This window comes from Gibbsiella dentisursi (assembly GCF_039539505.1).
In the GTDB taxonomy this organism is placed as follows: domain Bacteria; phylum Pseudomonadota; class Gammaproteobacteria; order Enterobacterales; family Enterobacteriaceae; genus Gibbsiella; species Gibbsiella quercinecans.
This window is the reverse complement of record NZ_BAABDG010000009.1, coordinates 141,402-165,851: the sequence shown is the minus strand read 5'-3', so window position 1 is coordinate 165,851 and position 24,450 is coordinate 141,402. Positions and strand designations below refer to the sequence as shown.

Below are 24,450 nucleotides of genomic sequence, written 5' to 3'. Positions count from 1 at the left end.
CTCGATAAATTTCAAAATAGTTGCTAAAAACAGGATGAAATACTGTAGCACCGGTTAACGGCATTGGCGGGTGACGGTTATTTGAACAGCTAAACACAACAATCTGTGCGGCGTGAAAAAACTTTCCACTGTAAAAAGATCGCCAGCGGCAGGTTATACTGCGATAACGTGCTACAAAAGTGGATCCCACGAAGGCAGATGCCCCTGATAATTGTGCGCCTATCCTACTGAAAAATAACCTTCTATTAGCCATAGATAGATGGCAGCCGTTGAATACGTTCATGCGGCGCACCAATGCCAGAAAGGACTATCACTCGCCTGGGATTTGCAACAGTGCTGCATAACCACTGCAGCACTGTCGTGAGAATGACCGGTAGGACTGAAAATGATCCGGCGAAAATCCGCCGCTTATACTCTCTGCATGGCCGTCAGGGCATACGTCAGCCGGAATAGGTCAATTCGCGCAGACAACGCCCCACTACGCTGGCGTAGGACGGCCTGATTGTCACTGCACAGTGCTCTCCATGTCTGGCCGTTTATTCGCCCATGCTCCCCAGAGAGGTTTCGAAAAAATAGCCAGCACAGCGATGAGACAGATTTCAATCGACACGGACCAGCAAATATGACCGATAAGCTCGCTCCAGAACTCATAACCATTGAGGTCCCAAAGCCATCCTGTTTTACCGTGAAGATATACAGGATTCCGGAAGCCGAGGGCTGGAATGAGCAGACCATGCATGACAAGCGTGATAACAATGCCGTAGGCAGCGCCATACCAGAGTCTTATTTTAGGGGTAACAGCTGCAAAGAGGACATACAAGAAAGCAAACCCAAAACTGAAAAGCCAGTGATAAAGCATCACCGCGCCAGGGATGGTTACGCCCTGATAAATATAGTCCAGCGAATGAGAGTTAATTCCTAATCCGCCAAGCCAGGCATCTATATTAAGAGCCGGGGGGGAGATCTCTCCAGTAACTCTAGGCGGCATATTAACCTCAGTACCCGATTTCACCAGTGAACTGATGGCTCCGCCAATGAGCGTAGCCCAAACAATTATGCCAATATTGATTTTATTCCAGATTTTCACAGATATATCTTCCTTAATAAGAGTTATGCAGGGGTTTGGGGAACAATGGAACAGCAAACGCCTTTACGCGGTCATTTTAAGTAACTACTTTACTTAAAATCAATATATCGCTTTGTTCTGGATATGGGCACGATTGTCAACATGCGAGTAAACGAGCCTTCCGCCTATGACGAAGCTCTATATTTCCATAAACAGCTCACCAAACGCCCCACACCCAGAGGATGGCCAAAGGGAAATGGCTTGCCATGATGACATTTGATAGTGTCGTTATGGTATTTGATTCGCCTGTGTATCACATCCGGCGGACATTTCCTTTCACCTTTCAGCAGTGACAGTGCCGGATTTTATTATGTAACAACTCCACCGCAACGCCGGAAGAAACCGCCTTCGGCGGCACGGTTTTCCCAAACTGCAGACGAAAAAAAACCTGCTTATGAAAGCAGGTTTCTCGAATGTGGTCGGCGAGAGAGGATTCGAACCTCCGACCCACTGGTCCCAAACCAGTTGCGCTACCAAGCTGCGCTACTCGCCGATGCGGGGTAAATCGTTGTAATCTTGATCGGCAGTAGCCAACATAAGGGATTGGTCGGCGAGAGAGGATTTGAACCTCCGACCCACACGTCCCGAACGTGTTGCGCTACCAGGCTGCGCTACTCGCCGATGCGGGGCGCATCTTACTGCTGGCGATAATAGGCGTCAATCACTTTTTGCCGCTGGCCATTTAGCTGGCGACAAAATCAGCGCATTAGCCAAAAAACGCGCTACGCGGCTGCAGCGCAGCGCATTTCGCGTTATGTCTGCGGTGCCAATTTTGGTGACTGCGCGCGCAAGAACGGCAGTAGGAATAGAGCAGACAGGCAGGCAGCGATGGAAATCACCACAAAGAAGCCATTCCAGTGCCACACTTCCATCACCCGGGCGATCGGGTAGCCGGACAGCGCCGCGCCCAGGTAGGCAAACAGACCGACAAAACCGGTGGCAGCGCCCGCCGCATCTTTATGCGAGCATTCAGCGGCCGCCATGCCAATCAGCATCTGCGGGCCAAAGATAAAGAAGCCAATGGCGAAGAAACAGGCCGCCTGCAGCAGGTAGGTTACACCCGGCATCAACCACAGTGCGGCGACCGACAGGAAAATACCTATAGCGAAGATCAGGTTCATCGGGCCGCGGTTGCCGCGAAACAGCTTATCGGAACCCCAGCCGGCGACCAGCGAGCCGATGAAGCCGCCCACTTCAAACAGCGAGATCGCCGAGTTGGCGGTCATCAGCGAGTAGCCTTTCTCCTGCGTCAGGTACAGGTTGCCCCAGTCATTGATCGCCGTACGCACGATGTACACCAGCACATAAGACACCGCCAACAGCCAGATGTATTTGTTGGTCAGTACGTAACGCTTGATGATTTCACGGCTGCTCAACCCTTGCCCTTCGGATTCCTGCACCAGCTCCATGGCATCGTTACGCCATTTCCCTACGGTCGGCAGGCCCATGCTGCCCGGCTTGTCGCGCAGGCGCCAGCACATCAGCAGCCCCAGCATCACGCCGATAATTCCGGGGATAATCATGCCGTAGCGCCAGTTGAAATGCAGTGAAATAACGCCGACCAACAGCGGAATCAGCGCCCCGCCAAAGTTATGCGAGGTATTCCACATCGCCCACCAACCACCGCGTTCGGAGCGGGAGTACCAGTTAGTGAGAATTTTCGAACACGGTGGCCAGCCCCAGCCCTGGAAGAATGCGTTGAGGATCCACAGCGTGCTCAACATCAACAGTGACGAACTCAAGCCAAAGAAGATGTTCAACACACCGGTCATGATCAGGCCCAGCCCCATGAAATAACGCGGGTTGGAACGGTCACTGATCATCCCGGAGATAAATTTCGAGCAGCCGTAAGTGATATAAAACAGCGTGCCGAGGATGCCGACGTCAGACATCGTCAGGCCAAGGTCGCTCAGCATCGCCGGCATGATGAAGTTGAAACTTTTGCGCGTGAAGTAAAACGCCGCATAGCCGATGTACATCGTCCACATCAGCTGAATACGCCAGTATTTGTAGGTTGAATCGATCTGTTTTTGATCGGTTATTTTCGGCGCATCCGGGCTGCTTTTAAGAAAGAACCACATATGGAACCTCAGAGAATAAAAAAGTCGCGCTATCTTGCCGCGCGCGCGCGCAAATGCCTTACGCCGATTTCCCAATCGATCCAGGACTATTTCCTAGTTTTCCCGTTCTTGCGGCGAAATTGCGGGTAATGTCACATTCAGGCAGGTACCGTGGTCCTGCATTAATTGCAAACTGCCGCCCAGCGCGCTGATGCGCTCTTGCATGCCGCGCAGGCCGTAACCCGGCTGGTGGCTGCTCGGATCGATGCCCCGGCCGTTATCGCGAATAGTCAGCCGGATGACGCGCCCGCGCAGGCGATCGTCCTCCAGGCGCGCATCCAGCGCGATCTGGCTGGCGTTGGCGTGGCGGCAGGCATTGGTGATGCCTTCCTGGCATACCCGATATAGGGTGATTTTCAATGTGTCATCCAGCAATGCGTCCGGCACCTGCCACTGCACCACGCTCACCAGTGAATCGTCCTGCGGCAACAAATCGCGCAGCATTGCCGCCACCGCCGCCGACAGCGGCAGGTTGTTCAGCGCCGCGGGCCATAACTGGGCCAGCACGTCATGCACGCCGTCGTACACGCGCAGCGCCTGCGCTTCAATGGTCTCGGCACAGGCGATCAGCGGTGGCTGCGCGGCAAGACGTTTCACAATGCTGGCCTGGGTACGGATAACGGTGATGGTCTGGCCGACTTCATCATGCAGTTCCCGCGCCACTTCGCGCCGGGTGCGCTCTTCAGCCGTCACCAACGCGCGCGCCAGTTGGCGGTTCTCATTCAGGCGCAGCCGCAGTTGCAGGTTGAGTTCGCGCTGGCGCTGAATGCCCGCGCCAAGCAGCAGCCCGGTCAGGCTTTGTGCTAAAAGAGAGAGCAGCAGATCGCGGTGAGCATCCTGGCGCGGCGGCTCATTAGCTACCAGCGCCACGCCGTTGAGCAAGGTGGCCAATAACGCCCCCTTCCAGCCGTAGCGGTAAGCCATAAAGACGATCGGTATCGCCAGGCAAAACGGCGCGAAACGGCGCAACTCCACCGCATTCACCTGCTGTTGCAGCCAGATGCTCAGGGCAAACAGCAGCAGATAGCCCCCCAGCGGCAGCAGGCGCAGCCGCACCGGCTGATGGATAAGCCCGGGTTCCAGCGGCACCCAGATCTGGCGCATCAGGTAATGCCACAGCAGCAGGCAGGTCGGCGCCACGGTAAACCCCCCTGCCAAGCCAAACAGTAGCGCCCGCCCCCCTTCGCCGCTGACTATCTGCCATACGGCGGCCTGCAACAACGCGGCGGCGGCGACCACCGCTCCTTGTTGCAACGGCCAGCGCCACTCGCTGCCGCTTTGCTGACGGCGCAGCAACCACGGCGATATCAGCATACTGAGCAACGTCGTCAGCACCAATACCGCCAGCGACGCCCACAGCGCCGGCCCGTAACCAAACTGATCGGCCAACAGCCACATCAGCATCACGTCCGCCAGCAGAATGCCCGGCCAGAAACGGTATGGGCATTGCAACAAGATGCCCATGCGCAGGCCAAACGGGAACAACAACAGGGCCTGCCAGGGCGGCTCAATCATCGCCGTGCCAATGCCCCACAGGCAAAATGCGCTAGCGGCATAGAAAAAAAACAGCGCCAATTGCGTGATAGCGCGTTGCATCATAGGTTGAGCATCCGCTGCGCCAGCTCGACGTTATTGTTGATGCCCAGCTTGGCGAACAGGTTGGCGCGGTGCGCATGCACGGTTTTGGGCGATAGCCCGAGCACGGCGGCGATCTGGCGCACCTCTTGCCCTTGCGCCAACAGCAGGGCGACTTCACGCTCACGCCGGGTGAGCGGATCGACCTTCACCCGCGCCAGTTGCTGTGCGATTTCCGGCATCAGATAAACCCCACCGCCGGCCACGGTGCGCACGGCGGTGATCAGATCTTCCGGCTTGCAGCGCTTGGAAAGAAAGCCGCTGGCACCGCGCGCCAGCGCCATTTCCACCAGCGCCGGATTATCGTGCATCGACAGCATCACTACATGGATGGCGGAAGGAATATCCGCCAACAAATCCAACCCGCTGCCGTCGGGCATTGAGATATCGCAGATGCAGACATCCACCGCGAGCCCCGGCAAGCCGGCGCGCGCCTGGGCTCCACTGCTGAACTCCCCCACAACCTGAATATCCGTCTCCAGCGAAAGCAACTGTACGAATCCAGAACGGACAATGTCATGATCGTCAATAAACGCCACGCGTAAGGCCATGGATATCTCCGATGTCAGGTAAAGGGCGCAAATTATACCCCCATGCTGGCGCGGGATCGAAGGTAAGTATTGGGCTAAGCGAAAAGCGTCCCCCTGCCGGGCGGCAGGGAGATAGACATTAACGCGAGGAAGCGGCTTTCAACGGCGGTGCACTGCACCAGTTGTTTTTCGCCACGATGCCGCCGTCCGGCGAGCTGTAGCCAAGGCAGCCGAGGATGGTATCGAACAGTTCCACATGGCGGTGCGTTTTGCCGATGCGCTGCTGCGCCTGCAGTTGTTCAAAGGCTTTCCGGTTATGTGAATCGGCCAGGTATTTATCCGAAGCCCACACCAGCATCGGCACCCGGAACTGCTCCGGCGGCGCCATCTCGCGCGGGGTGCCGTGCAAGTGCGAGTTCTCGCCGATCGACTCGCCATGATCGGAAGCGTAAAACACGATGGCCTTTTTATCGCGCACCTGATCAATTACGTTGTCGATAAAGCTGTCGGTGTACAGCACCGAGTTATCATAGGCGTTAATCAACCGCTCCTTGGAGCAGAAATCATCCACCCCCATGCATTCCGGCTGGTAACGGGCGTAGCTGCGCGGGTAACGCTGCGAATACAGGTAGTGCGAGCCCTTGGTATGCAGGATCACCAGGTGCTTCCCTTTCGGATAGCGCTCCAGCGAAGCCTTCATTTCATTCACCAGCAGCATGTCATCCACGGATTTACCGTCGTTGCGCTTTTCAGAGGCGATCATCTCGCGGAATGAATAGCTGTTTGGGTCGGTATTATTGTAAAACCACACTTCGCTCTGCATGGCGAACAGTTCGGAGGTGAAGCCCAGTTCTTTCAACACTGCGAAAATATTCTGCTCTTTCAGCGTGCGCTGCGGGTTATCTTCGGTGCCGCCTTCGCGCACGAACATGCAGCGCAGGGAAAGCTTGGTCGAGGTATCGCAGGATTCACCGCGGAATGCCGCCAGGTTTTTCTCTTTCGACAGCTTCGGCGTAGTATCGCGCCCGTAACCCAGTATCCCCATATGATCCCAGCGCGTGGTTTCGCCGATGATAAACACCACATAAGTGTCATCAATACCCGGTGGCGCCACGTAGGTGAAATGTTTGGACGGATCGAACAGATTGGCCGCGTCCTGGCTTTCGTCATAGCGGGTGTAGGCAAACAGCCCCAGCGCAGAGAGCCAGTTGGACGGCAGATAAGAGTGGGCCACCACCCCGCCGTAGCTGGGCAAATCGATATTGGTGATTTTTTCCTGCGCGCTTTGCGCCTTATCCAGCATCCGCAGCGGCAGCCATACCAGCGCCACCACCGCCAGCAGCACCAACAGCGGGCGGATACGGTGCCCCGGCTGCTTCAACTGTTCGATCAGCGTGTCGCGCAGGTTATTTTTCCAGATCAACAGCAGCGGCAAAGCGCTGACCAGCACCATCCACACCACAAAGTGCAGGCCAATCACCTCTTTGGAGAGATCGATATCGGTAGTCATCACAGAGACGATAATCCCGTAGCCAATCACCACGTTGAAAAACGTCATGTAATAGCTTGCCGCTACCGAGATCAGCACCAGCAATGAGGCGACGATACGGTAGAATAATCGCCCGCCCAGTGAAACCAACCGCATGATAAAAAAGGTAAACAGGACGATGGCGATCACTTCAGTGATCGCCGACACCAGCTTGATCCCTTGCAGGCCATGCGCCAACGAGTCAAAGCGGCGATAGAAAACAGAAATGTTTAAAAAGATGCCGATATAAATCGCTAACAATAACGATAAATTCTGCTGTGATAGCGATTTTACTTTGTTCATGTAACGCGGTGGCTCCAGAGGACATAAAAGATACTGATGTATTCAGACAGTCAATATGTTGGCAGGTTCAGCCAGTCGGCAATAAGCACTGTTTTATCGGTAATAATCAAGAAAACTCTTAGCAGGCGGGGGCTTTTTTGCCGTTTTTTGTGATGGCGATAAAACTATACCCAAAAAAATAATTCGAGCCGCAGGATAAAATGCAAAAACGTGTTAAACAGCGCTGGCGCAGGATGAGGCCCAGAGATCCAAGCCAACACATCCGCAATTTGAAGTATGAAGGGCAGAACAGCGCAAAAGGCGGGGCGCCTTCCCCCACCTTACCGAATAAGCGCCTGCGAACGGTTACTTAACGTTCAGCGTCACATCAATATTGCCGCGGGTGGCGTTGGAGTAAGGGCAAACTTCATGTGCCTTTTTCACCAGCGCTTCCGCCACGCTACGTTCAACGCCGGGCAGCGAGATATCCAGTTGCACTTCAATGCCGAATCCGTTCGGGATTTCACCGATGCCCACGGTTGCTTCGATCGCGGCGTCGGCCGGGATTTTCACTTTTTCTTTGGCGGCGACAAATTTCAAAGCGCCGAGGAAACAAGCGGAATAACCCGCGGCGAACAGCTGTTCTGGGTTGGTCACTGCCCCGCCGGCGCCACCCATTTCTTTCGGCACCCCCAGTTTCACATCCAGTACGCCGTCAGAGGACGTAGCGCGGCCATCACGGCCGCCGGTGGCTTTGGCATGCGCCTGGTAAACGACTTTTTCAATAGACATAACTACCTCTTGTTGCTTGCAGGTTAGCGGGTTTGACGCGTGATTTATCAGGTAAACACGCGCCGACATAACTTAACTTACTATTTAATCGCTCACTATTTATTAATTAAATCTTATATTAAAAACGGGTGCCGATGATTCACAGCTGGTTGATCAGCCTGCCGCGCAGCGATTCAAGCCGCTGCTTGATCTCCAGCATTTCATTAACGCTGCAGTCGGTCGCGCACATCACCGCCTCCGGCACCGTGCGGGCTTTTTCACGCAGCGCACGCCCGGCATCGGTCAGCGCAACGATCACCTGCCGCTCATCCTCGGCGGCCCGGCGGCGCAGCAGCAAGCCCGCGGCCTCCATGCGCTTGAGCAGCGGCGTCAGCGTGGCGGAATCAAGAAACAGGCGTTCACCGATGGCCGATACCGTCAACGCGTCCCGTTCCCACAGCACCAGCATCACCAGATACTGCGGATAGGTCAGATCGAGCTGATTGAGCAGTTTGCGATACACCTTGTGCAACGCCAGGTTGGCGGAATACAGGGCAAAACACAGCTGCTGATCGAGCAGCAGCGTGTTTTCCGCGTTAAGTTGTTCAGGGTTTTTATTTTTCATTATTCGAATATATATAGTGCACTATGTAATCGCAAGCTATTTCTTTTTGAAGCGAATGTGTTATTTTCCTCTATAGGCAACGGGCCATCCGCTGGCGAAAGGAAGGAAAGGATATGACTGCAACATTGGAGGAACGCGCCCGGCGCTACGCCACACAGGCGCATGCGGCCATCGATCAGCGCCGGAAATATACCAACGCGCCTTATATCGTCCACCCGCAGGCGGTGGTGGAACTGGTGCGCAGCGTGCCGCATACCGAAGAGATGCTGGCCGCGGCCTGGCTGCACGACACCGTAGAAGATACCCCAACCACGCTTGCCGACATTGCCAGCCGTTTCGGCCCGCAGGTGGCGCAACTGGTGGATATGTTGACCAACGTCAGCATTCATGGCAGCGGCAGCCGCTTTATCCGCAAAAGCCGCGATCGCCGGCACAGCGCCGGCGCCTCCCCGCAGGCCAAAACCATCAAGCTGGCGGATGTGATCGACAACACCCGCTCGCTGCTGGAGCACGACAGCCAGTTTGCCAAAACCTACCTGCTGGAAAAGCAACTGCTGCTGGAAGTGCTGACCGAAGGCGATCCGGCGCTGTGGCGCCAGGCCAGCCAGATCGTGGAACAGGGGCTGGCGCAATTGATGCTGCCGCCCCACAACGTGCCCGCCAGTTGGTTCGATGCCGCCCGCCAGCGCTACCAGAAAAACGACGCCGCCTAACCGTTAGAACGTCACCACCGTTTTCAGCGCGGTTACCCAGGCATCCTGCGTGTCACTCACACCACCGGGGTGATGCCAATATTGCAGGCCCGGCTGCAACTGCAGCCACGGGGTAACTTCAACGCGATAATACAGCTCCGCCGTGACCGAATGGCCCGGTATCGGGTAGTAGTTTGGATCGCTAGCGCTGCTGGCGTTATTAATTTGGTTCAGATAGCGCAGGTTATCTTTATAGCTGTCGCTCACTTTCACCATGGAAACACCCAACCCCAGCCAGTCGTTTGGCCGCGCGTCAAACATACCGCGATAGCGAACGCTGGCAGAGGTGGTGTAGTGGATATAGTTGGAGCGCTTATCGCCCACGCCCAGGCTGTAAGACACGCTCAGGCCGCGGTTGGCGTCGTCCGCGTGGCGCGTCACCTGCTGATTAAAGCCGGTATACAGGAACCAGGTGCGGTCATGGGTGCGGTAGCCGTCTGGATCGGTCGCGCCCGGCCCGCCGGAGACGCCACGATACAGATCCTGCTGCTCCGCGTTGGTAAACAGCACACCCAGGTTATAAATCCCGGGCAACTGATTAAAGTAATTGGTTTTCAGCTCCAGCTCCACCGGCAGCAGAATGCCTTTGCTACCCTTGGTGGACCAACTCCAGGCATGGCTGCGGCTGGTCGCCTGCGGGTTTTGTTCCAGCACCCCGGTCTTCAGGGTCAGGCCATCGGTAAGCTTGTACTGCAAGGTGGTGCCCCAGTAGTGCACGTTCCAGTTGTACCAGGTGAGCGAACTGGCTGATTTGCCGCCGCACAGGTTCAGGGTTTGGAAATCACACGGGATAATCTGATCGAAATCCTGCACTTTATTCATCAGGCCAATGCGCCAATGCAGGCGGCGATCGTCAAAGCTGCGGCTGAATGTCAGCCAACCCAATCGGGTAATCGACTGGCCGCCGTAGCTTTCCTGCGACAGATCGGTGATGTTGACCCGTTGATCCTGCAACCGATCGCGCGTCAGGCTGTTGTCATGGTTACGATTAACGATATTCCCCTCGATCGCCGCATCCGGGATGCCCGTTAATGCTTCCAGGTCCTGGCTGAAGGTAAATGCGAACTGATCAATATAAGACGCCTGTTTATCATGGTTGTACCCGCCGCCGGCGTTATAGGAGATCTGGCTCAGGTAGCCCAACGTATAGTGGAAGCCGTGATCTTCCAGGATCGGCCTGATCCCCAACATATCCCCCAACAGCCCCGCTTTTGGCGGCTCAAAACCCAATGCAACCCCTTGCCATTCGGGTGTTTCAGCGCGTTCGGCCTGCGCTGCTTGCGCCTCTGCGCTGGTGCAAATCAGCAGGGCGGCGGTAAAGGCCGCCGCGCCGGATAACCGATATTTCATTTTTATTCTCCTTATCGACGCAAATATGCGCATCACTTTCTGTAGGCAACAGCAATCCCTGGGAGGTAATACCCATTGTTGGTAAAAGTTATTTTTCAAGCGGCGGCCGTTGATCGGCCCAGACAATGCCCAGGCGTTGCGCCTGGGCAAATAGCGTGGCGTTTAGCCCTTAACTTTCAGGCTGCCGCCGTTGCTTTGGATCACATCGCGATACCAATAGAAGCTTTTCTTACGGCTACGCGCCAGGCTGCCGTTGCCGGCATCGTCGCGATCGACGTAAATAAAGCCGTAACGCTTGGACATTTCCGCTTTGGACGCGCTGACCAGATCGATCGGCCCCCAGCTGGTATAGCCCATAACTTCAACGCCATCGTCAATCGCCTCGCGCACCTGTACCAGGTGATCGTTAATATAATCAATACGATAGTCATCGTTGATGCTGCCATCCGCCTCAACGCGATCCTTAGCGCCCAGCCCGTTCTCCACGATAAACAACGGCTTCTGGTAACGGTCATACAGTTCGTTGAGCAGGAAGCGCAGGCCGATAGGATCAATCTGCCAGCCCCATTCGGAGCTTTGCAGATGCGGGTTCGGCACCATATTGAGAATATTGGCGCGCGCCGTGTGGTTCAGCGCTTCGTCGGCGGTCACGCAGCCGCTCATGTAGTAGCTGAAAGAGATAAAATCGACGGTTTCGCGCAGCGCCTGTTTGTCTTCTTCGCTGATATCAACTTCAATGCCGTTTTCGCGGAAGAAGCGCTGCATATAGGCCGGGTAGTAGCCGCGCGCCTGCACATCGCCAAAGAACTGCCAGCCGCGGTTCTGGCGCTGGGTTTCCAGCACGTCTTCCGGCCGGCAGCTTAGTGGATACAAAATGCCGCCAAGCAGCATATTGCCGATTTTCCCGCCCGGCACTAACTCATGGCAGGCTTTCACCGCCCTGGCGCTGGCCACCAATTGATGGTGAATGGCCTGGTAGACGTCGCTCTTGCTGCTGCCTTCCGGCAGGCCGACGCCGGTGAACGGCGCGTGCAGCGACATGTTGATCTCATTGAACGTCAGCCAATGCTTCACCTTGTGTTTGTAACGCTCGAACACGGTGCGCGCATAACGTTCAAAGAAGCCGATCACCTGTCGGCTGCTCCAGCCACCGTATTGCTTCACCAGCCCGTAGGGCATTTCATAATGCGACAGGGTAATCAGCGGCGTGATGCCGTATTTAGCCATTTCATCAAACAGCCGATCGTAAAACGCCAACCCGGCTTCGTTCGGGGTTTCTTCATCGCCCTGCGGGAAAATACGCGTCCAGGCGATGGAGGTACGCAGGCATTTGAAGCCCATTTCCGCAAACAGTGCGATGTCTTCCGGGTAACGATGATAGAGATCGATCGCCACATCCTTGATGCCACTGTCGCCAGGGACGCGCGGCGTTACCGGGCCGAACACCCCGGCTGGCTGCAAATCGGAGGTCGACAGCCCTTTGCCATCCTGCTGGTAAGCCCCTTCCACCTGGTTTGCCGCTACGGCGCCACCCCACAGGAAATTGTCTGGAAACTTGCTGGTCATCGTTATCTCCTCTTAGCGTAATAAAGTCAGCAGCGGTGCCTGTTCCTGCACCGGGCCGGGATCGGTGGCCAAAACGTCAATGTAGTCTTCAGTGTTGCTGATGATGATTGGCGTTGTGGTGTCGAAACCCGCGGCGCGGATGGCCGCCAGGTCAAATTCAATCAGTAGGTCGCCTTGCTGAACCCGATCGCCTTCGGCAACGTGGGCGATAAAGTGCTGGCCATCCAGCTTGACGGTGTCGATGCCGATATGGATCAGCACCTGTGCGCCGTCATCAGACTCAATGCCGATGGCATGGCGGGTTTTGAACAGTGAAGCCACCGTACCGTTCACCGGCGAAACCGCCCGCCCCTGCTGCGGCACAATGGCGGCGCCTTTGCCCAGCAGGCCGCTGGCGAAGGTTGGGTCTGCAATCTGATCCAGCGGCAGCACGTCGCCGGCGATCGGGCTGGCAATCAACGTCTTGCGGTTCAGCGGGGTGGCAGACGGTGCGGCCGCCGGGGCCTCTTCTGCTACTTTCGCCGGCTGCGGCGCCAGGCCGAAAAGGTAGCTGGTAATGGCGGCGAAGAGGAACGACAGCAGCGTGCCGGCAATCGCGCCCAGCACGGTGGCGTCAAAGCCGGTAGGCGGAATGATTTGCGCGAAGGAAAACACGCTGGCCAAGCCAAATGAGTAAACCGCACTGTGGAAATAGCCGATTACTGCCCCGCCCAGCGCGCCGCCGATACAGCCGAAGATAAACGGCCGTTTGTTCGGCAAAGTGACGCCATAGACCGCCGGTTCAGTGATGCCGAAGATCCCGGCGGTCACGGCGGAACCGGCCATCACGCGCAGTTTGGCGTCGCGGGTGCGCAACATCACCCCAAGCGTGGCCCCCACCTGCCCCATCACCGCCGGCAGCAGCAGCGGCACCATGGTGTCGCGGCCCAGCACGCTCAGGTTGTTAATCATCAACGGCACCAACCCCCAATGCAGGCCGAAGATCACGCACACCTGCCACAACGCGCCGATCAACGCCCCGGCGATGATCGGATTAAACGCGTGGATCGCCTGGTAGCCGTTGGCCAGCAGGTGGCTAAGCCAGGTGGCTGCCGGGCCGATCAGCAGGAACGTCAGCGGTACGACAATCGCCAGACACAGCAGCGGGCTGAAGAAATTGCGCAGTGCGCTGTGCAGCATGCGGTTAAACAGCGGTTCCAGCTTGCAGGAGAGCCAGGCGGCAAAAATAATCGGGATAACCGACGAGGCATAGTTGATGAACGTGACCGGCATGCCAAGGAAGTATTCCGTCGCCGCGCCCGGCTGCTGCGCGGCGTCGAACGCCGCAATCATCAGCGGATGGGTCAGCGCGGCGCCGATGGTCATGGTGACGAACGGGTTGCCGCCAAATTTTTTCCCGGCGGTGTAACCCAGCATGATCGGCAGGAAGTAGAACAGCGCGTCGCTGGCGGCAAACCAGATACGGTAGGTTCCGCTCTCGGCCTGCAGCCAACCACAGGCCAACGCCAGCGACAGCGCCCCTTTCAGGATCCCCGAAGCCGCCATCACGCCCAGCAACGGGGTAAAAATCCCGGAGACGATATCGATAAAACGGCTGAACAGGTTGTCTTTCTTGCCGCCGTCATCCTGCGCGCCCGATTCGGCTTCCGCCAACCCGGCCGCCTGATTAATCGCGGCATAAACATCGCCGACGTGGTTGCCAATCACCACCTGGAACTGCCCGCCGCTCTCTACCACCATGATCACGCCGGCGTTTTTCTTCAGCGCTTCGGCGTCTGCCTGCTGGTTGTCACGCAGCTTGAAACGCAGCCGGGTGGCGCAGTGCACCAGGCTTTTTATATTGTCGCGGCCACCGACGCCGGCCAAAATCTCACTGGCTAATTGTTCATATTTCATCTTGTCATCCTTAGCTACGTCCCTTGCCGTCTGGCGCCAACCGCGGTGGCCAACCCGCCGTGGGCCAAATTCGGCGCAAAAAAAAACCTAAACCTCATCGCCTCTGGCCCCAATGAGGGCTACAGAAGCACGAGGTTTAGGTTTTGCCTGTGAGAACAGTGACAACCCTAAAATGGCTGAGCCATGACGGTAACACTGCCGTTTTTCTCTGGGCAAGTGCTTGTGCGGCGAAATTTGCAAAGTGTGATCTGGCATACAGATCGCCGCCGCCGCCCCGGCAAACATTAATATAAATAATTCTTATGTTATTAAATTAATGAATTTCAAATCACACCCGCCATTGCCTGCGGAGACCCTGCCGGATTCATTTCGCACAAAATGCGCAAAAAAATACATAACGTCGGTAATAATTAGCTATCCAAACAAATCACTCCAATCAAAACCGCCGTACTGGAGCCTGGACAAAACGGCATATCCCGCCGCCAAATTCGCTGTTTCATTGATGTATATCACACCAAATACATTAACTTATTTTATTGATGTATAGACAAAATGCGCGGGTGGGATTATTACTGTGCGGGAAGGAACGGGATTTGCTTTTAAGGAAAAATGCAGCCATGACATTGCGCAACGAGATGGGGCGGGTGCTGATCACGGGCGCCGCAGGGCGTGTGGCAACGGTATTCCGCAAGGCCATCGGCGATCGCTACCCCCTGCGGTTAGCGGAACGGGATACCGCAATGCTGACGGACATCGGCGCCAACGATCAGGCCATCGCCTGCGATATTACCGATATCGCGGCCTGCCGCCAGGCCTGCGCCAATATCGACACCGTCTTGCATTTGGCGGCCGATACCTCACCCGCTGCCGGTTTTTATCCCTCGCTGATGAACAATAACATCCTGGGCACGGCCAATATTTTCCGCGCGGCTAAAGAAGCGGGCTGCCGGCGCGTGGTGTTCGCCAGCAGTGCCCAGGCGGTTGAGGGCTACCCTCTGGATTACCAGGTGCGGCCAGAAGATACCCCCAGGCCGAAAAACTTCTACGGGCTCAGCAAAGCGCTGGGCGAAAGCATCGCCGCCTATTATGCGCATCAACAACGGCTATCCGCCGTCGCCGTGCGTTTTGCCAATTTCACCACCCTGGCCGCCGATAAACGCCCGAGCGCCCGCGATATGAGCGCTTACCTCAGCCACCGCGACGCCACCGATCTGCTCGATCGCTGCCTGCGGGTGAAAAACGTGCAGTATGCCGTGGTGCACGGCATCTCCAACAATAGCTACAAACGCCTCTCGCTGGAAGAAACCACCCGCCTGCTCGGCTACGTTCCGCAGGATGACGCCTTCAGCATCCTCGGCTTCCTCTAGACGGCCGCTACAGCTTATTGTCGATGCGCTGCAGCAGATACGGGTAGAACGGGTTGGACGCGATACGCATCAGCGTGTCGAGATCCACCACCAGCACGGAGCGCTCGCCCCGTGCGGCAATGGTTCCCAGGCTGATGCCAAACTCATCGCGCCGCTGCGGGTAACGGCCATACAACGAGTCGCTGACCGGGAACGGCAGGGCAACGTGGGAAAGCGAATAAATATCCGGCGGATAATTCATCCCCAGCGTCTGCGTGCTCTCCGCCACCTCGCCCGCCGGCGTAATACGGGCGATCGCTTCGCTGCTCTCCGGTGATGCGTTGGCGATCACCGTGGTCTGGTAGCGGCGCGGCGGCGCAGGCAGCAGTTGATTGACCGCAGAGGCGGCATTGGGCCGCAGTAGTGGGCCGAAGTTCACCGTGCGGTTTACGTCAAACAGCACCAGTTCGCTGCCGTTGGCCGGCAGTTCGTTATACAGCGCGCGGATCACCGCGCGGGTGCTGACGGTAGAATCCATCACCGACTGGAACGTCAACACCGGCGGCAGCTTATCCAGGCGCCCTTCACGCGCCGCCCGGGCGATCTCCTGCTGCAGCGAACGGCTAAGCAGGTAGGACTGGCGCGCGCCGTTGACCGGGAATGAATTGTATTTAAACGGGTTAAACTCCGGCAGCACGCCAAGCCAGGCGGCTTTGGCGAACGCCGGGAACACGGCCGGCCAGCCGGCGATCCCGGCAAAGCGGGCAAAGCTGGTGACGCCGATCATCGGTGAAATCAAAATCAGCCGCTGCGGAGCAACCAGGTGCGGATCGTTCAGCGCGTCCAGCGCGTATTTCATCGCCAGCGCGCCGCCGTTGGAAAAGCCGACGATGTGCAGCGGCTTGTCGGCGCCTATCCGGCTATGCGCCTCGCGCACCGCCAGCCGGGTGGCGGCCAGCCAATCACGCCATTCGATATCGGTCAGCGCGCCGGGCACAGTGCCGTGCGCCGGCAGGCGAATACCCACGACAACATAGCCGTGCTGGCGGTAATTCTCGGCAATATGGCGCAGGCTATAGGGTGAATCCGTCAGGCCGTGCAACAGCACCACCGCGCCGCGCGGCGCCCCCTGCGGCATCAGCTCATAGGAACGGTTCCAGTCCTGGGCGAAATGCCCCGGATAAATCGGGCTACCGGCAAAATAGCGGTTAATCGGGATACGTTCGCTGGGATCAAGCTTGTCAGTAACCTGGGTTTTTACCTCATCAAACACCCGCTGCTCGGCGGCCAGGTAATCGGCCCAGGTAGCTTTGTCCAGCTCTGCGCTGTTCATTTCATGCGGCACAAAAGTGTGCCACGGCTCCAGCGCAGGCCCGCGTTGGCTATCGTAAATGCGCACCGCAAACAGCGTCAGCAATACGGTGGCAATCACCACCACCAGCCGTTTGGTCCACCTGATTATTACCCTGGAAAGCATGCCTGCTCCTGATTAACGCAAAATTCACCGTGATTATAGCGCGCGGAATGCGCAAGAAAGGGTTGTTTAAGAGAGACAGGGCCGGCAACACCGGGGCAAGCCCGGCGCTGACTGGGGAAATCACGGTTTTTCAGCGATTTTCCGCAGGTATTCATTATTTTTAAACGCAATAATGATCATTTCAAAACAGACGCGAGTAAAAATACCGCCGATGATGATCGCAAACAAACCGCGAAAAAACTCACCGTAGAACATCGCGCCGACGCCGCCGAAAACAATGCTCAGCAGGCACAGCCAATACACGGCGGTGATGATTTTCGGGGTGAGCATCGCGTCGAAAAAGAAAATATTCCTCATTGTAATCCTTCCATATAATTCACCATCCCAGAGGCGTAAATGCCCATATGCTGCCAGGCAGCACTGAATAGTAGGAAGTTTTACCCCGGAATATCAAGAATAAACCTCAGGTTATTTCAACTGTCTGCCCTGGCGGCCAGAGTGGCATCAGTCAGCAAACGACGGATCTTCACGCTGCAGCAACAGCTTCATCTCGGCAAAATGCCGCTGGGAAAAATCACGGATCTTCTCCCAGTCACGCGCGGTTTTCTCCGCTACCGCCGCATCCAGAATGCGCAAAGGTTGCCCGGTGGCGTAGGCGTTCACCAGAATTTGGCAGGCGCGCTCCAACGTCCAGATATCATCGAAGGCTTCGCCCACCGTGGGGGCCGTCACCATCACCCCGTGGTTGCCCATCAGCAGGCGGCTATGCCCCTGCAGCAACGCAGCCAGCCGCGCCCCCTCCTCTCGCGTATCAGCCATGCCGCCGTACAGGCTGTCGAGCGCCACCCGGTTGAAATAGCGCGCGGTGTTTTGATCGATTGGCGGAATGGTCGCGTTTTCCAGGCAGGCGATGGTGGTGGCGTAAACCGGGTGCAGGTGCATCACCACCCGCACCTGCGGCAGCCGCTGGTGGATTTGCCCGTGGATCGCCCAGGCGGTAGCGTCGACATCGCTACGCTGCCCGGCGCTTTCATCGTCGGCGTGCAACAGCAGCAGATCGCTGGCGCGGATGCGTGAAAAGTGCATCCATTTCGGGTTGAGTAAAAACTGTTTGCCATCGGCGGAAATCGCGGCGCTGAAGTGGTTAGCCACCGCTTCATGCATTCCCAGCTTAGCGATAATGCGAAACGCCGCCGCCAGATCGATACGCGTTTGCTCTTCAAAAGTGAGTGCCATATTTGTACCTGCTGTGCATCGTTAACCTGCCGGCGTGTGGGCAATGTTGCCCACACCCTGTTCAGCCGCGGCCGTGTGGCCGGCGGCGAGCCGCGGATGATTCTACGGCGTTGGCATCAACGTTTTGATGTCTTCCGCCGTCGGTGCCTGGAAGCGGTATTTTTGCAGCAGGGCGGCGTATTTTTCCGTCTTGCTGAATTTCTCCAACCCCTCAATCAGCGCCTGTTTCACTTCATCATTGCCCTTTTTCACGCCAAAGCCATTCAGCACCGGATAGATCAGTGTGTCGGAGGAAATCACGATGCGGTTACTCAGCTTCTCCACCGCGCCGCGCGCCACCGCCGCATCGGTGATCTGCGCTTCAACTGCGCGGGACAGCAGCGCCTGGGTGGTTTGCGGATCGGTGGTATATTCGCTGATGGCGATCGGCTGCAGGCCGTTTTTCACACAGTACTCCGCCGAGAGTTTATGCAATTGCTGTAGCCAGGAAGTGGCACCCATTGAACCGATTTTGTGGCCGCAAAAATCCTCCGGGCGTTTGGGCTGGTAGTCGCTGCCTTTCAGCGACAGGATCGCCTCGCCGCTTTTCAGGTAGGGGATCATGTCGATCACCTTCATGCGCTCCGCCGTGATGTACATCGACGAGTTAATGATATCGAACCGCCCGCCTTGCAGGCCGGTGATCAGGTTAGGGAAGCGGGTGTCGATATTCTCGGCCTGGCGACCCATCACCTCAGCCAACCCATCGAGAAACTCGATGTCGAAGCCCGCCGGTTTGTTTTTCTCCATGTATTCATAAGGGAAAAAGGTCAAATCCGAGCCGGCAATGATTTTGCCCGGCTGCAGGAACGCCGCACCGGCCCCGTGGGAAGCGAGCAGTAAGGCCCCTGCGGTTAACACGCCAGCGGCCCGGTGAGCAGCCCGAAAACACGTCATTAGTTTCATACAACCTCCACAGCGATCAAGGATTGTCAGGGATAGAGCCACGTGCACATCCCCAGGGTTATAACGACAAGGCGGCTCGCCTCAATTGGCCTCCTGGCCGGCCTGCTGTACAAAGAACGACGCGCCGCGCGGTTTTTGCGGCAGGCGCACCTGGTTCGGCGTGCAACGCACCAGGCCGCTTTCCGTGCCCTGTACCATCTGGCCGCCGTGTTCGCTGGGCAATGGGTTATCGCCAAACGGCAGTGCGTCTTCTGCCGCATAGACGCAGATAAACAGCGTGCGCGGCAGTTCGGTTTCATTCGGGCTGGAAGCATGCAGCAGGCGAGTATGCATAAAGCACACGGAACCGGCCGGGCCAAAACAAGCCACCGGCCGTTGGCAGTGCTGCGCAACCACCTCATCGCTCACCGCGCCGCTGAAACGCTCATGCTGCCAATGCGAGTACAGCGGCCCTTTATGGCTGCCGGGCACCACGTTCAGCGGGCCGTTTTCCGGCGTAACGTCGCCCACCATCAGCAGGGCAGTGATGATGTCGTCGTTGCTGTGCGGGGTGAAAAGAAAGTCCTGGTGCCACTTCACCTGCGTGGCGGTATGCGGCAGTTTGGAATTGACCTTGCTGTGGTGAAAACGTATGCCGCTGCCGCCGATCAGTTGCGCGGCAATCTCCGCCATGCGTGACTGGAACGCCGCCTGGTAATAGGCCGGCGAGATCTCGGTGGGCGAACTGACCCGGCGCAGCGAGGGATGATCCGCCCGGTGGTCGTTTTCCAGATCAAAGCGGGCGCGGCCGTCCTGGGTATGGCCATAGGCGGCGCTGTGCTCGCGGCTTTGCGCCACCCAGCGGTCAAAATCGCCCTGTAGGGCGCTGATCTCTTGTGGTGTTAAAACGTCCTCGACCACCAAATAACCGTCCTGGTGAAACCTGTCGATCTGTGCTTGCGTAATCATGATTCCCCCGATGAAATAACGTTAAACAACGCCCAAGGCGAGGCCGGTATGTATGCCTAAGCCAGCGAAACGTCCTTCAGAAATGCTTCCACTCGCGGGTGGCGGCCGTCACGCAGCGCCTGCGGCGCCTCGTCGCATACCACCCGTCCTTTCTCCATAAACACAATCCGGTCGGAAACCTTGAAGGCGAAGTTCATCTCATGGGTGACAATCACCATGGTGATCCCTTCTTTGGCCAATGTTTCAATCACCTGCAACACTTCATTGACCTTTTCCGGATCAAGCGCCGAGGTGGGTTCGTCGAACAGCATGATTTGCGGGCGCATCATTAACGCCCGGGCGATCGCCACGCGCTGTTGCTGGCCGCCGGAAAGCTGATGCGGGTATTTATAGGCATGCTCGAGCATGCCCACTTTTTGCAGCAGCGCGCAGGCCTGGCGTTGCAGTTCACTTTCCTCTGCCAGCCGGTGGTAGCGCGGCGCCAGCAGCAGGTTGTTGATTACCGTCAGGTGCGGGAACAGGTTAAAGCTTTGAAAAACCATGCCGATATTCAAACGATGCTCGGAGTGCTCAACAAAACGCGGCTTCTGCTGCCCCTGCTGATTCAGGTGAATAAACGGCTGGCCGTTGATCATGATTTCGCCGTTGTCGATCTGCTCCAGGCCGTTCAGCAGGCGAATCAGCGTGGTTTTCCCCGAGCCGGAAGGGCCGATGACAGACACCACTTCACCGGGTTGAATCTGCAGGCTGACGGCACCGAGCACTTCAACATTGTTATAGGCTTTATGCAGCCGCGTAGCCTGCAGGGCCGGGCTGCCGTTGGTCGGCGCCGGGCGCAACACGCCGGCGGCAGGCTGCGCGGCCAGCTCAAACAATGCCGGCTCGACGCTGCGCGCGCTTTTACGCTGGGTAACATCCAGGTACAGCTCCAGACGTTTGAGCAGGAAATCAAACACCGTGACGATCAGCACGTAATAGAACGCGACGGCGGTCATGGTTTCCATCACCAGGAAGTTTTGCGAATAGAGCCGCTGGCCCACCATCAGGATCTCCGTCAGCGAGATCACCGAAACCAGCGAGCTGAGCTTCACGATGGAGATATATTCGTTGGCCAGCGCCGGCAGCGCCACCCGCAGCGCCTGCGGAATGATCACCCGCCACTGGATGCCGGTGAAACGCAGCCCCAATGCCCGCGCCGCCTCGCTCTGCCCTTTCGGGATCGACAGCAGGCCGCCGCGATGGATTTCAGCGATGTAGGCGGCTTCACTCAACACCAGCGCAATCAGGCCGGCATAGAAAGGATCGCCCAGCAGCACCGAAGACGCCGGCAACGCCTGCGGCAGGTTATAGACAAAGATCAGCAGCACCAGCAACGGCATGCTGCGAAACAGCCAGATATAGCCCCTGGCCGACAGATTCAGCAAGGGGTGCCGCGCCTGTTTGCCCAGCGCCAGAATAAACCCCAGCACGATACTGATGGCCCAGGTCAGCAGGCTTAGCTTGATCACCGTCCAGGTGGCCAGCCAGAAGTCTACGTCGCTCAGCAGGCCAAGCATGTAGCTCCAGTCAAAGGTCATAACGCTACTCCCGCAGGTTTATGGCGTTACCAGCAGATAAACAGCAGCGGCGGGAATAGCCGTCCGGGTGTCGTTATGCTGCGGCGCGACCGCCAGGCCGTGTGCCGCAGGGATGCAAATTGGCAGGTATGAATGCATGTCTGGCTTCTCCGGTGCAGGCTCACGATGGTTTTTATTGGTTTCCCTATTTCTTTCACGGCGCGGCCGGGAGTTAAATTCATATTTTCCGACGCAGGCTATAGTCAAAAACTGGCCTTGGCGGCAAAACGCCGCCGCGCAAACGGGCTATGTGGGTATTTTTCCCTGCGTTAAGGTGAAATAACGCGAATTTAACCAGGCCAGTTTTTCTTTAGCGTTCCCGAAGAAAAATCATTATTTATTTTCCGCCGCTCCCGCATGAAGAATGGCGGTTATGCAACGAGGGCGCCCCGGGTAATCAGGCGCCACGATGATCACCAGCCGGCCGGCCTATTAAGGAGTTAATCATGAGTCAACCTACCCATACCCGCATTCGCATGTTCAACACCAAGGACACCTACCCCAACCAAACGCTGAATAACGATCTCTGCCAGGCCGTTCGGGCCGGCAACACCGTGTATGTGCGCGGGCAGGTCGGCACCGATTTCGCGGGCAATCTGATCGGGCTGGGCGATGCGGGCAAACAGGCCGAGCAAGCGATGAAAAACATCAAACAACTGCTGGAAGAGGCGGGCAGCGATCTGCGCCATATCGTCAAGACCACCACCTACATTACCGACCCGCGCTACCGCGAACCGGTTTATCAGGAAGTGGGAAAATGGCTGAAAGGCGTATTCCCGATCTCGACCGGGCTGGTGGTTTCCGGGCTGGCGCAGCCGCAGTGGCTGGTGGAAATCGATGTGATCGCGGTGATCCCCGAGGAGGAAGCATGACCTTTTCGGTAAGCGGATTTTGCCCGCGCAGTGGGCAGTACGGCATTGCGCTCAGTTCGTCCAGCATGGCGGTGGCGGCGCGCTGCCCGTGGCTGATGAGCGGCGTGGGCGCAGTATCCAGCCAGAACGTCACCCTGCCCGCGCTCGGCCCGCAAATCCTGGCGCTGCTGGCGCAGGGGCACACGGCGCAACAGGCGCTGGATACCGCCATGGCGCAAGAGCCCTATGCCGATTATCGCCAGGTCACCGTGCTGGATAACCGCGGCAACCGCGCGGTGTTTGAAGGCGCGCACACGCTGGGCGTGCACCACACCGCCATCGGCGAACACTGCGTGGCGGCGGGCAATATGCTGGCCAACCCCGGCGTGATTGACGCCATGATCGCCGCCTTTACCCGCGCGCCCCACCTGGCGCTGGGCGATCGGCTGATCGCCGCGCTGCAGGCCGGTTTACACGCTGGCGGCGAAGCCGGGCCGATCTACTCCGCCGGAATGAAAATCGTCAGTAATCAGAGCTGGCCATTGACCGATCTGCGCGTTGACTGGCATGAAGACGCCATCAATCAACTGGCTGGCCTGTGGCAACGCTGGCAACCGCAGAGTGAAGATTACCTGGTGCGGGCGGTTAACCCGCTGGAGGCGCCCAGCTACGGCGTGCCAGGTGATGAGTAACCCCAGCACCCGCGCCATTCTGGCCGATCTGATCGCCTTTGACACCGTCAGCCGCAACAGCAACCTGGCGCTGATCGACTACGTGCGCCGCTATCTGGCCGGCTATGGCATCAGCAGCCGGCTGTTTCACGATGCCGGCGGCGACAAAGCCAACCTGCTGGCGGTGATTGGGCCACAGGATCGGCCGGGGATTATGCTCTCCGGCCACACCGACGTGGTGCCGGTGGATGGGCAACGCTGGCAAAGCGATCCTTTTGCCCTGACGGAGCGCGACGGCAAGCTGTACGGGCGCGGCACCGCCGATATGAAAAGCTGGCTGGCGGCGGTGCTGGCGCTGGTGCCGCGCCTGTGTGCCGCACCGCTGCGCCTGCCGGTGTGGCTGGCGTTCAGCTATGACGAAGAGGTGGGCTGCAAAGGGGTGCATAGCCTGCTGGCGGGGCTTGAGCACCTGCCGAGCCGGCCCGCCGCCTGCATCGTTGGCGAACCCACGTCGATGCGGCCCGTGCTAGGCCATAAAGGCAAAATCGCCGTGCGCTGCGAAGTGACCGGGTTTGCCTGCCATTCGGCCTATACGCCCGCCGGAGTTAACGCCATTGAGTACGCGGTGCGCATCATGCAGCGGTTGATGGCTCTGGCGCAGACGCTGCATCAGCAGCAAAACCTGGCGTTCGATCCGCCGTTTTCTACCCTGCAAACAGGGGTGATTGCCGGCGGCAAGGCGCTGAACATCGTCCCGGCGCACTGCCAGTTTGATTTTGAAATCCGCACGCTGCCGGGCGTGGACGCCCAACGGCTGGTGGACGACATCACCCGTTGGGCGCAGCGCAGCCTGCTGCCGGAGATGCGGGCGGTGGCGCCAGAGTGCGACATCACCTTCACCACGCTCAGCCGTTATCCGGCGTTGGAAACCCAGCCTGCCGCCGCGCTCGATGCTATCCTGGCCATGCTGCCCCCGCCCGCCGCGCTGCAAACCGTCGCATTCGGCACCGAGGGTGGTCTGTTCCAACAGCATGGCGTGCCGACGCTGGTGTGCGGCCCCGGCGCGATGGATCAAGGCCATAAGCCAGACGAATTCATCACCCTTGAGCAATTGCAGGCTTGCGATGCCTTTATGCTGCGCCTGTGCCGCTGGCTGCAGGCCACACCCGGCGGCTAGAC

21 protein-coding genes and 2 tRNA genes are annotated in these 24,450 nt (G+C 57.7%); 5 read left to right on the top strand and 18 right to left on the bottom strand.

Annotated features, from left to right (window positions below; all coding sequences use genetic code 11):
• Positions 1 to 505: 505 nt before the first annotated feature.
• The 9 genes from ABFX35_RS19700 to ABFX35_RS19660 all read right to left on the bottom strand — a co-directional run bounded on the left by ABFX35_RS19700 (position 506) and on the right by ABFX35_RS19660 (position 8,617).
• The gene (locus ABFX35_RS19700; RefSeq protein ID WP_183096474.1) at positions 506 to 1,087 is read right to left on the bottom strand and encodes a YagU family protein; all 582 of its coding nucleotides are present in this window, start codon (positions 1,085 to 1,087) and stop codon (positions 506 to 508) included.
• 455 nt (positions 1,088 to 1,542) lie between these two features.
• Positions 1,543 to 1,619: transfer RNA gene (locus ABFX35_RS19695), tRNA-Pro, on the bottom strand.
• A gap of 51 nt (positions 1,620 to 1,670) precedes the next feature.
• A tRNA-Pro gene (locus ABFX35_RS19690) sits at positions 1,671 to 1,747 on the bottom strand.
• 131 nt (positions 1,748 to 1,878) lie between these two features.
• Positions 1,879 to 3,207, bottom strand: a complete 1,329-nt coding sequence (gene uhpC / locus ABFX35_RS19685; protein ID WP_095846404.1) for an MFS transporter — start codon at positions 3,205 to 3,207, stop codon at positions 1,879 to 1,881.
• 93 nt (positions 3,208 to 3,300) lie between these two features.
• Positions 3,301 to 4,842: a signal transduction histidine-protein kinase/phosphatase UhpB gene (gene uhpB, locus ABFX35_RS19680; RefSeq protein WP_279023687.1), complete on the bottom strand. Its 1,542-nt coding sequence runs from the start codon at positions 4,840 to 4,842 to the stop codon at positions 3,301 to 3,303.
• Complete coding sequence (gene uhpA, locus ABFX35_RS19675) at positions 4,842 to 5,432, bottom strand: response regulator transcription factor UhpA (RefSeq protein WP_095846405.1); 591 nt, start codon at positions 5,430 to 5,432, stop codon at positions 4,842 to 4,844. Before uhpA ends, uhpB begins: the two co-directional genes overlap by 1 nt.
• Before the next feature lie 118 nt (positions 5,433 to 5,550).
• Entirely contained in the window at positions 5,551 to 7,242 is a 1,692-nt protein-coding gene (gene eptB / locus ABFX35_RS19670) for a kdo(2)-lipid A phosphoethanolamine 7''-transferase (protein WP_095846406.1), read from the bottom strand.
• Positions 7,243 to 7,587: 345 nt separating this feature from the next.
• Positions 7,588 to 8,013, bottom strand: a complete 426-nt coding sequence (locus ABFX35_RS19665) for an organic hydroperoxide resistance protein (RefSeq protein ID WP_346082566.1) — start codon at positions 8,011 to 8,013, stop codon at positions 7,588 to 7,590.
• Positions 8,014 to 8,152: 139 nt separating this feature from the next.
• Complete coding sequence (locus ABFX35_RS19660) at positions 8,153 to 8,617, bottom strand: MarR family winged helix-turn-helix transcriptional regulator (RefSeq protein ID WP_095846408.1); 465 nt, start codon at positions 8,615 to 8,617, stop codon at positions 8,153 to 8,155.
• Between the two features lie 113 nt (positions 8,618 to 8,730).
• On the opposite strand from ABFX35_RS19660, the gene ABFX35_RS19655 reads away from it, so the two are divergent.
• Entirely contained in the window at positions 8,731 to 9,330 is a 600-nt protein-coding gene (locus ABFX35_RS19655; RefSeq protein WP_346082564.1) for an HD domain-containing protein, read from the top strand.
• A 3-nt stretch (positions 9,331 to 9,333) separates the two neighbouring features.
• Here the strand turns inward: ABFX35_RS19655 and ABFX35_RS19650 are convergent, their stop codons facing one another.
• The 3 genes from ABFX35_RS19650 to bglF form a co-directional block, all read right to left on the bottom strand.
• The gene (locus tag ABFX35_RS19650) at positions 9,334 to 10,719 is read right to left on the bottom strand and encodes a carbohydrate porin (RefSeq protein ID WP_346082562.1); all 1,386 of its coding nucleotides are present in this window, start codon (positions 10,717 to 10,719) and stop codon (positions 9,334 to 9,336) included.
• Positions 10,720 to 10,881: 162 nt separating this feature from the next.
• Entirely contained in the window at positions 10,882 to 12,285 is a 1,404-nt protein-coding gene (locus tag ABFX35_RS19645) for a glycoside hydrolase family 1 protein (RefSeq protein WP_095846411.1), read from the bottom strand.
• Between the two features lie 12 nt (positions 12,286 to 12,297).
• Complete coding sequence (gene bglF / locus ABFX35_RS19640; protein WP_279023643.1) at positions 12,298 to 14,181, bottom strand: PTS beta-glucoside transporter subunit IIABC; 1,884 nt, start codon at positions 14,179 to 14,181, stop codon at positions 12,298 to 12,300.
• A 617-nt stretch (positions 14,182 to 14,798) separates the two neighbouring features.
• Here bglF and ABFX35_RS19635 point away from each other — a divergent pair.
• Positions 14,799 to 15,548 (top strand): NAD-dependent epimerase/dehydratase family protein, encoded by a 750-nt coding sequence (locus tag ABFX35_RS19635; protein WP_095846413.1) that lies wholly within the window; start codon positions 14,799 to 14,801, stop codon positions 15,546 to 15,548.
• A 7-nt stretch (positions 15,549 to 15,555) separates the two neighbouring features.
• Here the strand turns inward: ABFX35_RS19635 and ABFX35_RS19630 are convergent, their stop codons facing one another.
• The 6 genes from ABFX35_RS19630 to ABFX35_RS19605 all read right to left on the bottom strand — a co-directional run bounded on the left by ABFX35_RS19630 (position 15,556) and on the right by ABFX35_RS19605 (position 21,710).
• Complete coding sequence (locus tag ABFX35_RS19630) at positions 15,556 to 17,004, bottom strand: alpha/beta hydrolase (RefSeq protein WP_279023640.1); 1,449 nt, start codon at positions 17,002 to 17,004, stop codon at positions 15,556 to 15,558.
• A 120-nt stretch (positions 17,005 to 17,124) separates the two neighbouring features.
• Positions 17,125 to 17,361, bottom strand: coding sequence for a DUF4282 domain-containing protein (locus tag ABFX35_RS19625; protein WP_095846415.1), 237 nt, complete (start codon positions 17,359 to 17,361; stop codon positions 17,125 to 17,127).
• Between the two features lie 147 nt (positions 17,362 to 17,508).
• Positions 17,509 to 18,240, bottom strand: a complete 732-nt coding sequence (locus ABFX35_RS19620) for a class II aldolase and adducin N-terminal domain-containing protein (RefSeq protein WP_346082560.1) — start codon at positions 18,238 to 18,240, stop codon at positions 17,509 to 17,511.
• A 102-nt stretch (positions 18,241 to 18,342) separates the two neighbouring features.
• Positions 18,343 to 19,176 (bottom strand): ABC transporter substrate-binding protein, encoded by an 834-nt coding sequence (locus tag ABFX35_RS19615; protein WP_428832222.1) that lies wholly within the window; start codon positions 19,174 to 19,176, stop codon positions 18,343 to 18,345.
• A gap of 90 nt (positions 19,177 to 19,266) precedes the next feature.
• Entirely contained in the window at positions 19,267 to 20,133 is an 867-nt protein-coding gene (locus ABFX35_RS19610; protein WP_346082557.1) for a phytanoyl-CoA dioxygenase family protein, read from the bottom strand.
• Between the two features lie 56 nt (positions 20,134 to 20,189).
• Positions 20,190 to 21,710 carry an amino acid ABC transporter permease/ATP-binding protein gene (locus tag ABFX35_RS19605; RefSeq protein WP_346082556.1) on the bottom strand — a complete coding sequence of 507 codons (1,521 nt, stop codon included), beginning with the start codon at positions 21,708 to 21,710 and terminating at the stop codon, positions 20,190 to 20,192.
• Positions 21,711 to 22,195: 485 nt separating this feature from the next.
• Between ABFX35_RS19605 and ABFX35_RS19600 the strand changes: the two genes are divergently transcribed.
• Genes ABFX35_RS19600 through argE form a run of 3 tightly spaced genes read left to right on the top strand, consistent with a single transcriptional unit; the run spans position 22,196 to position 24,448 of the window.
• Positions 22,196 to 22,621 (top strand): RidA family protein, encoded by a 426-nt coding sequence (locus tag ABFX35_RS19600; protein ID WP_095846419.1) that lies wholly within the window; start codon positions 22,196 to 22,198, stop codon positions 22,619 to 22,621.
• Positions 22,618 to 23,292: a DUF1028 domain-containing protein gene (locus ABFX35_RS19595; RefSeq protein WP_121552822.1), complete on the top strand. Its 675-nt coding sequence runs from the start codon at positions 22,618 to 22,620 to the stop codon at positions 23,290 to 23,292. The genes ABFX35_RS19600 and ABFX35_RS19595 overlap by 4 nt, the downstream gene beginning before the upstream one ends.
• Entirely contained in the window at positions 23,285 to 24,448 is a 1,164-nt protein-coding gene (gene argE / locus ABFX35_RS19590; RefSeq protein WP_346082554.1) for an acetylornithine deacetylase, read from the top strand. Before ABFX35_RS19595 ends, argE begins: the two co-directional genes overlap by 8 nt.
• The last annotated feature ends 2 nt before the right edge of the window (positions 24,449 to 24,450 follow it).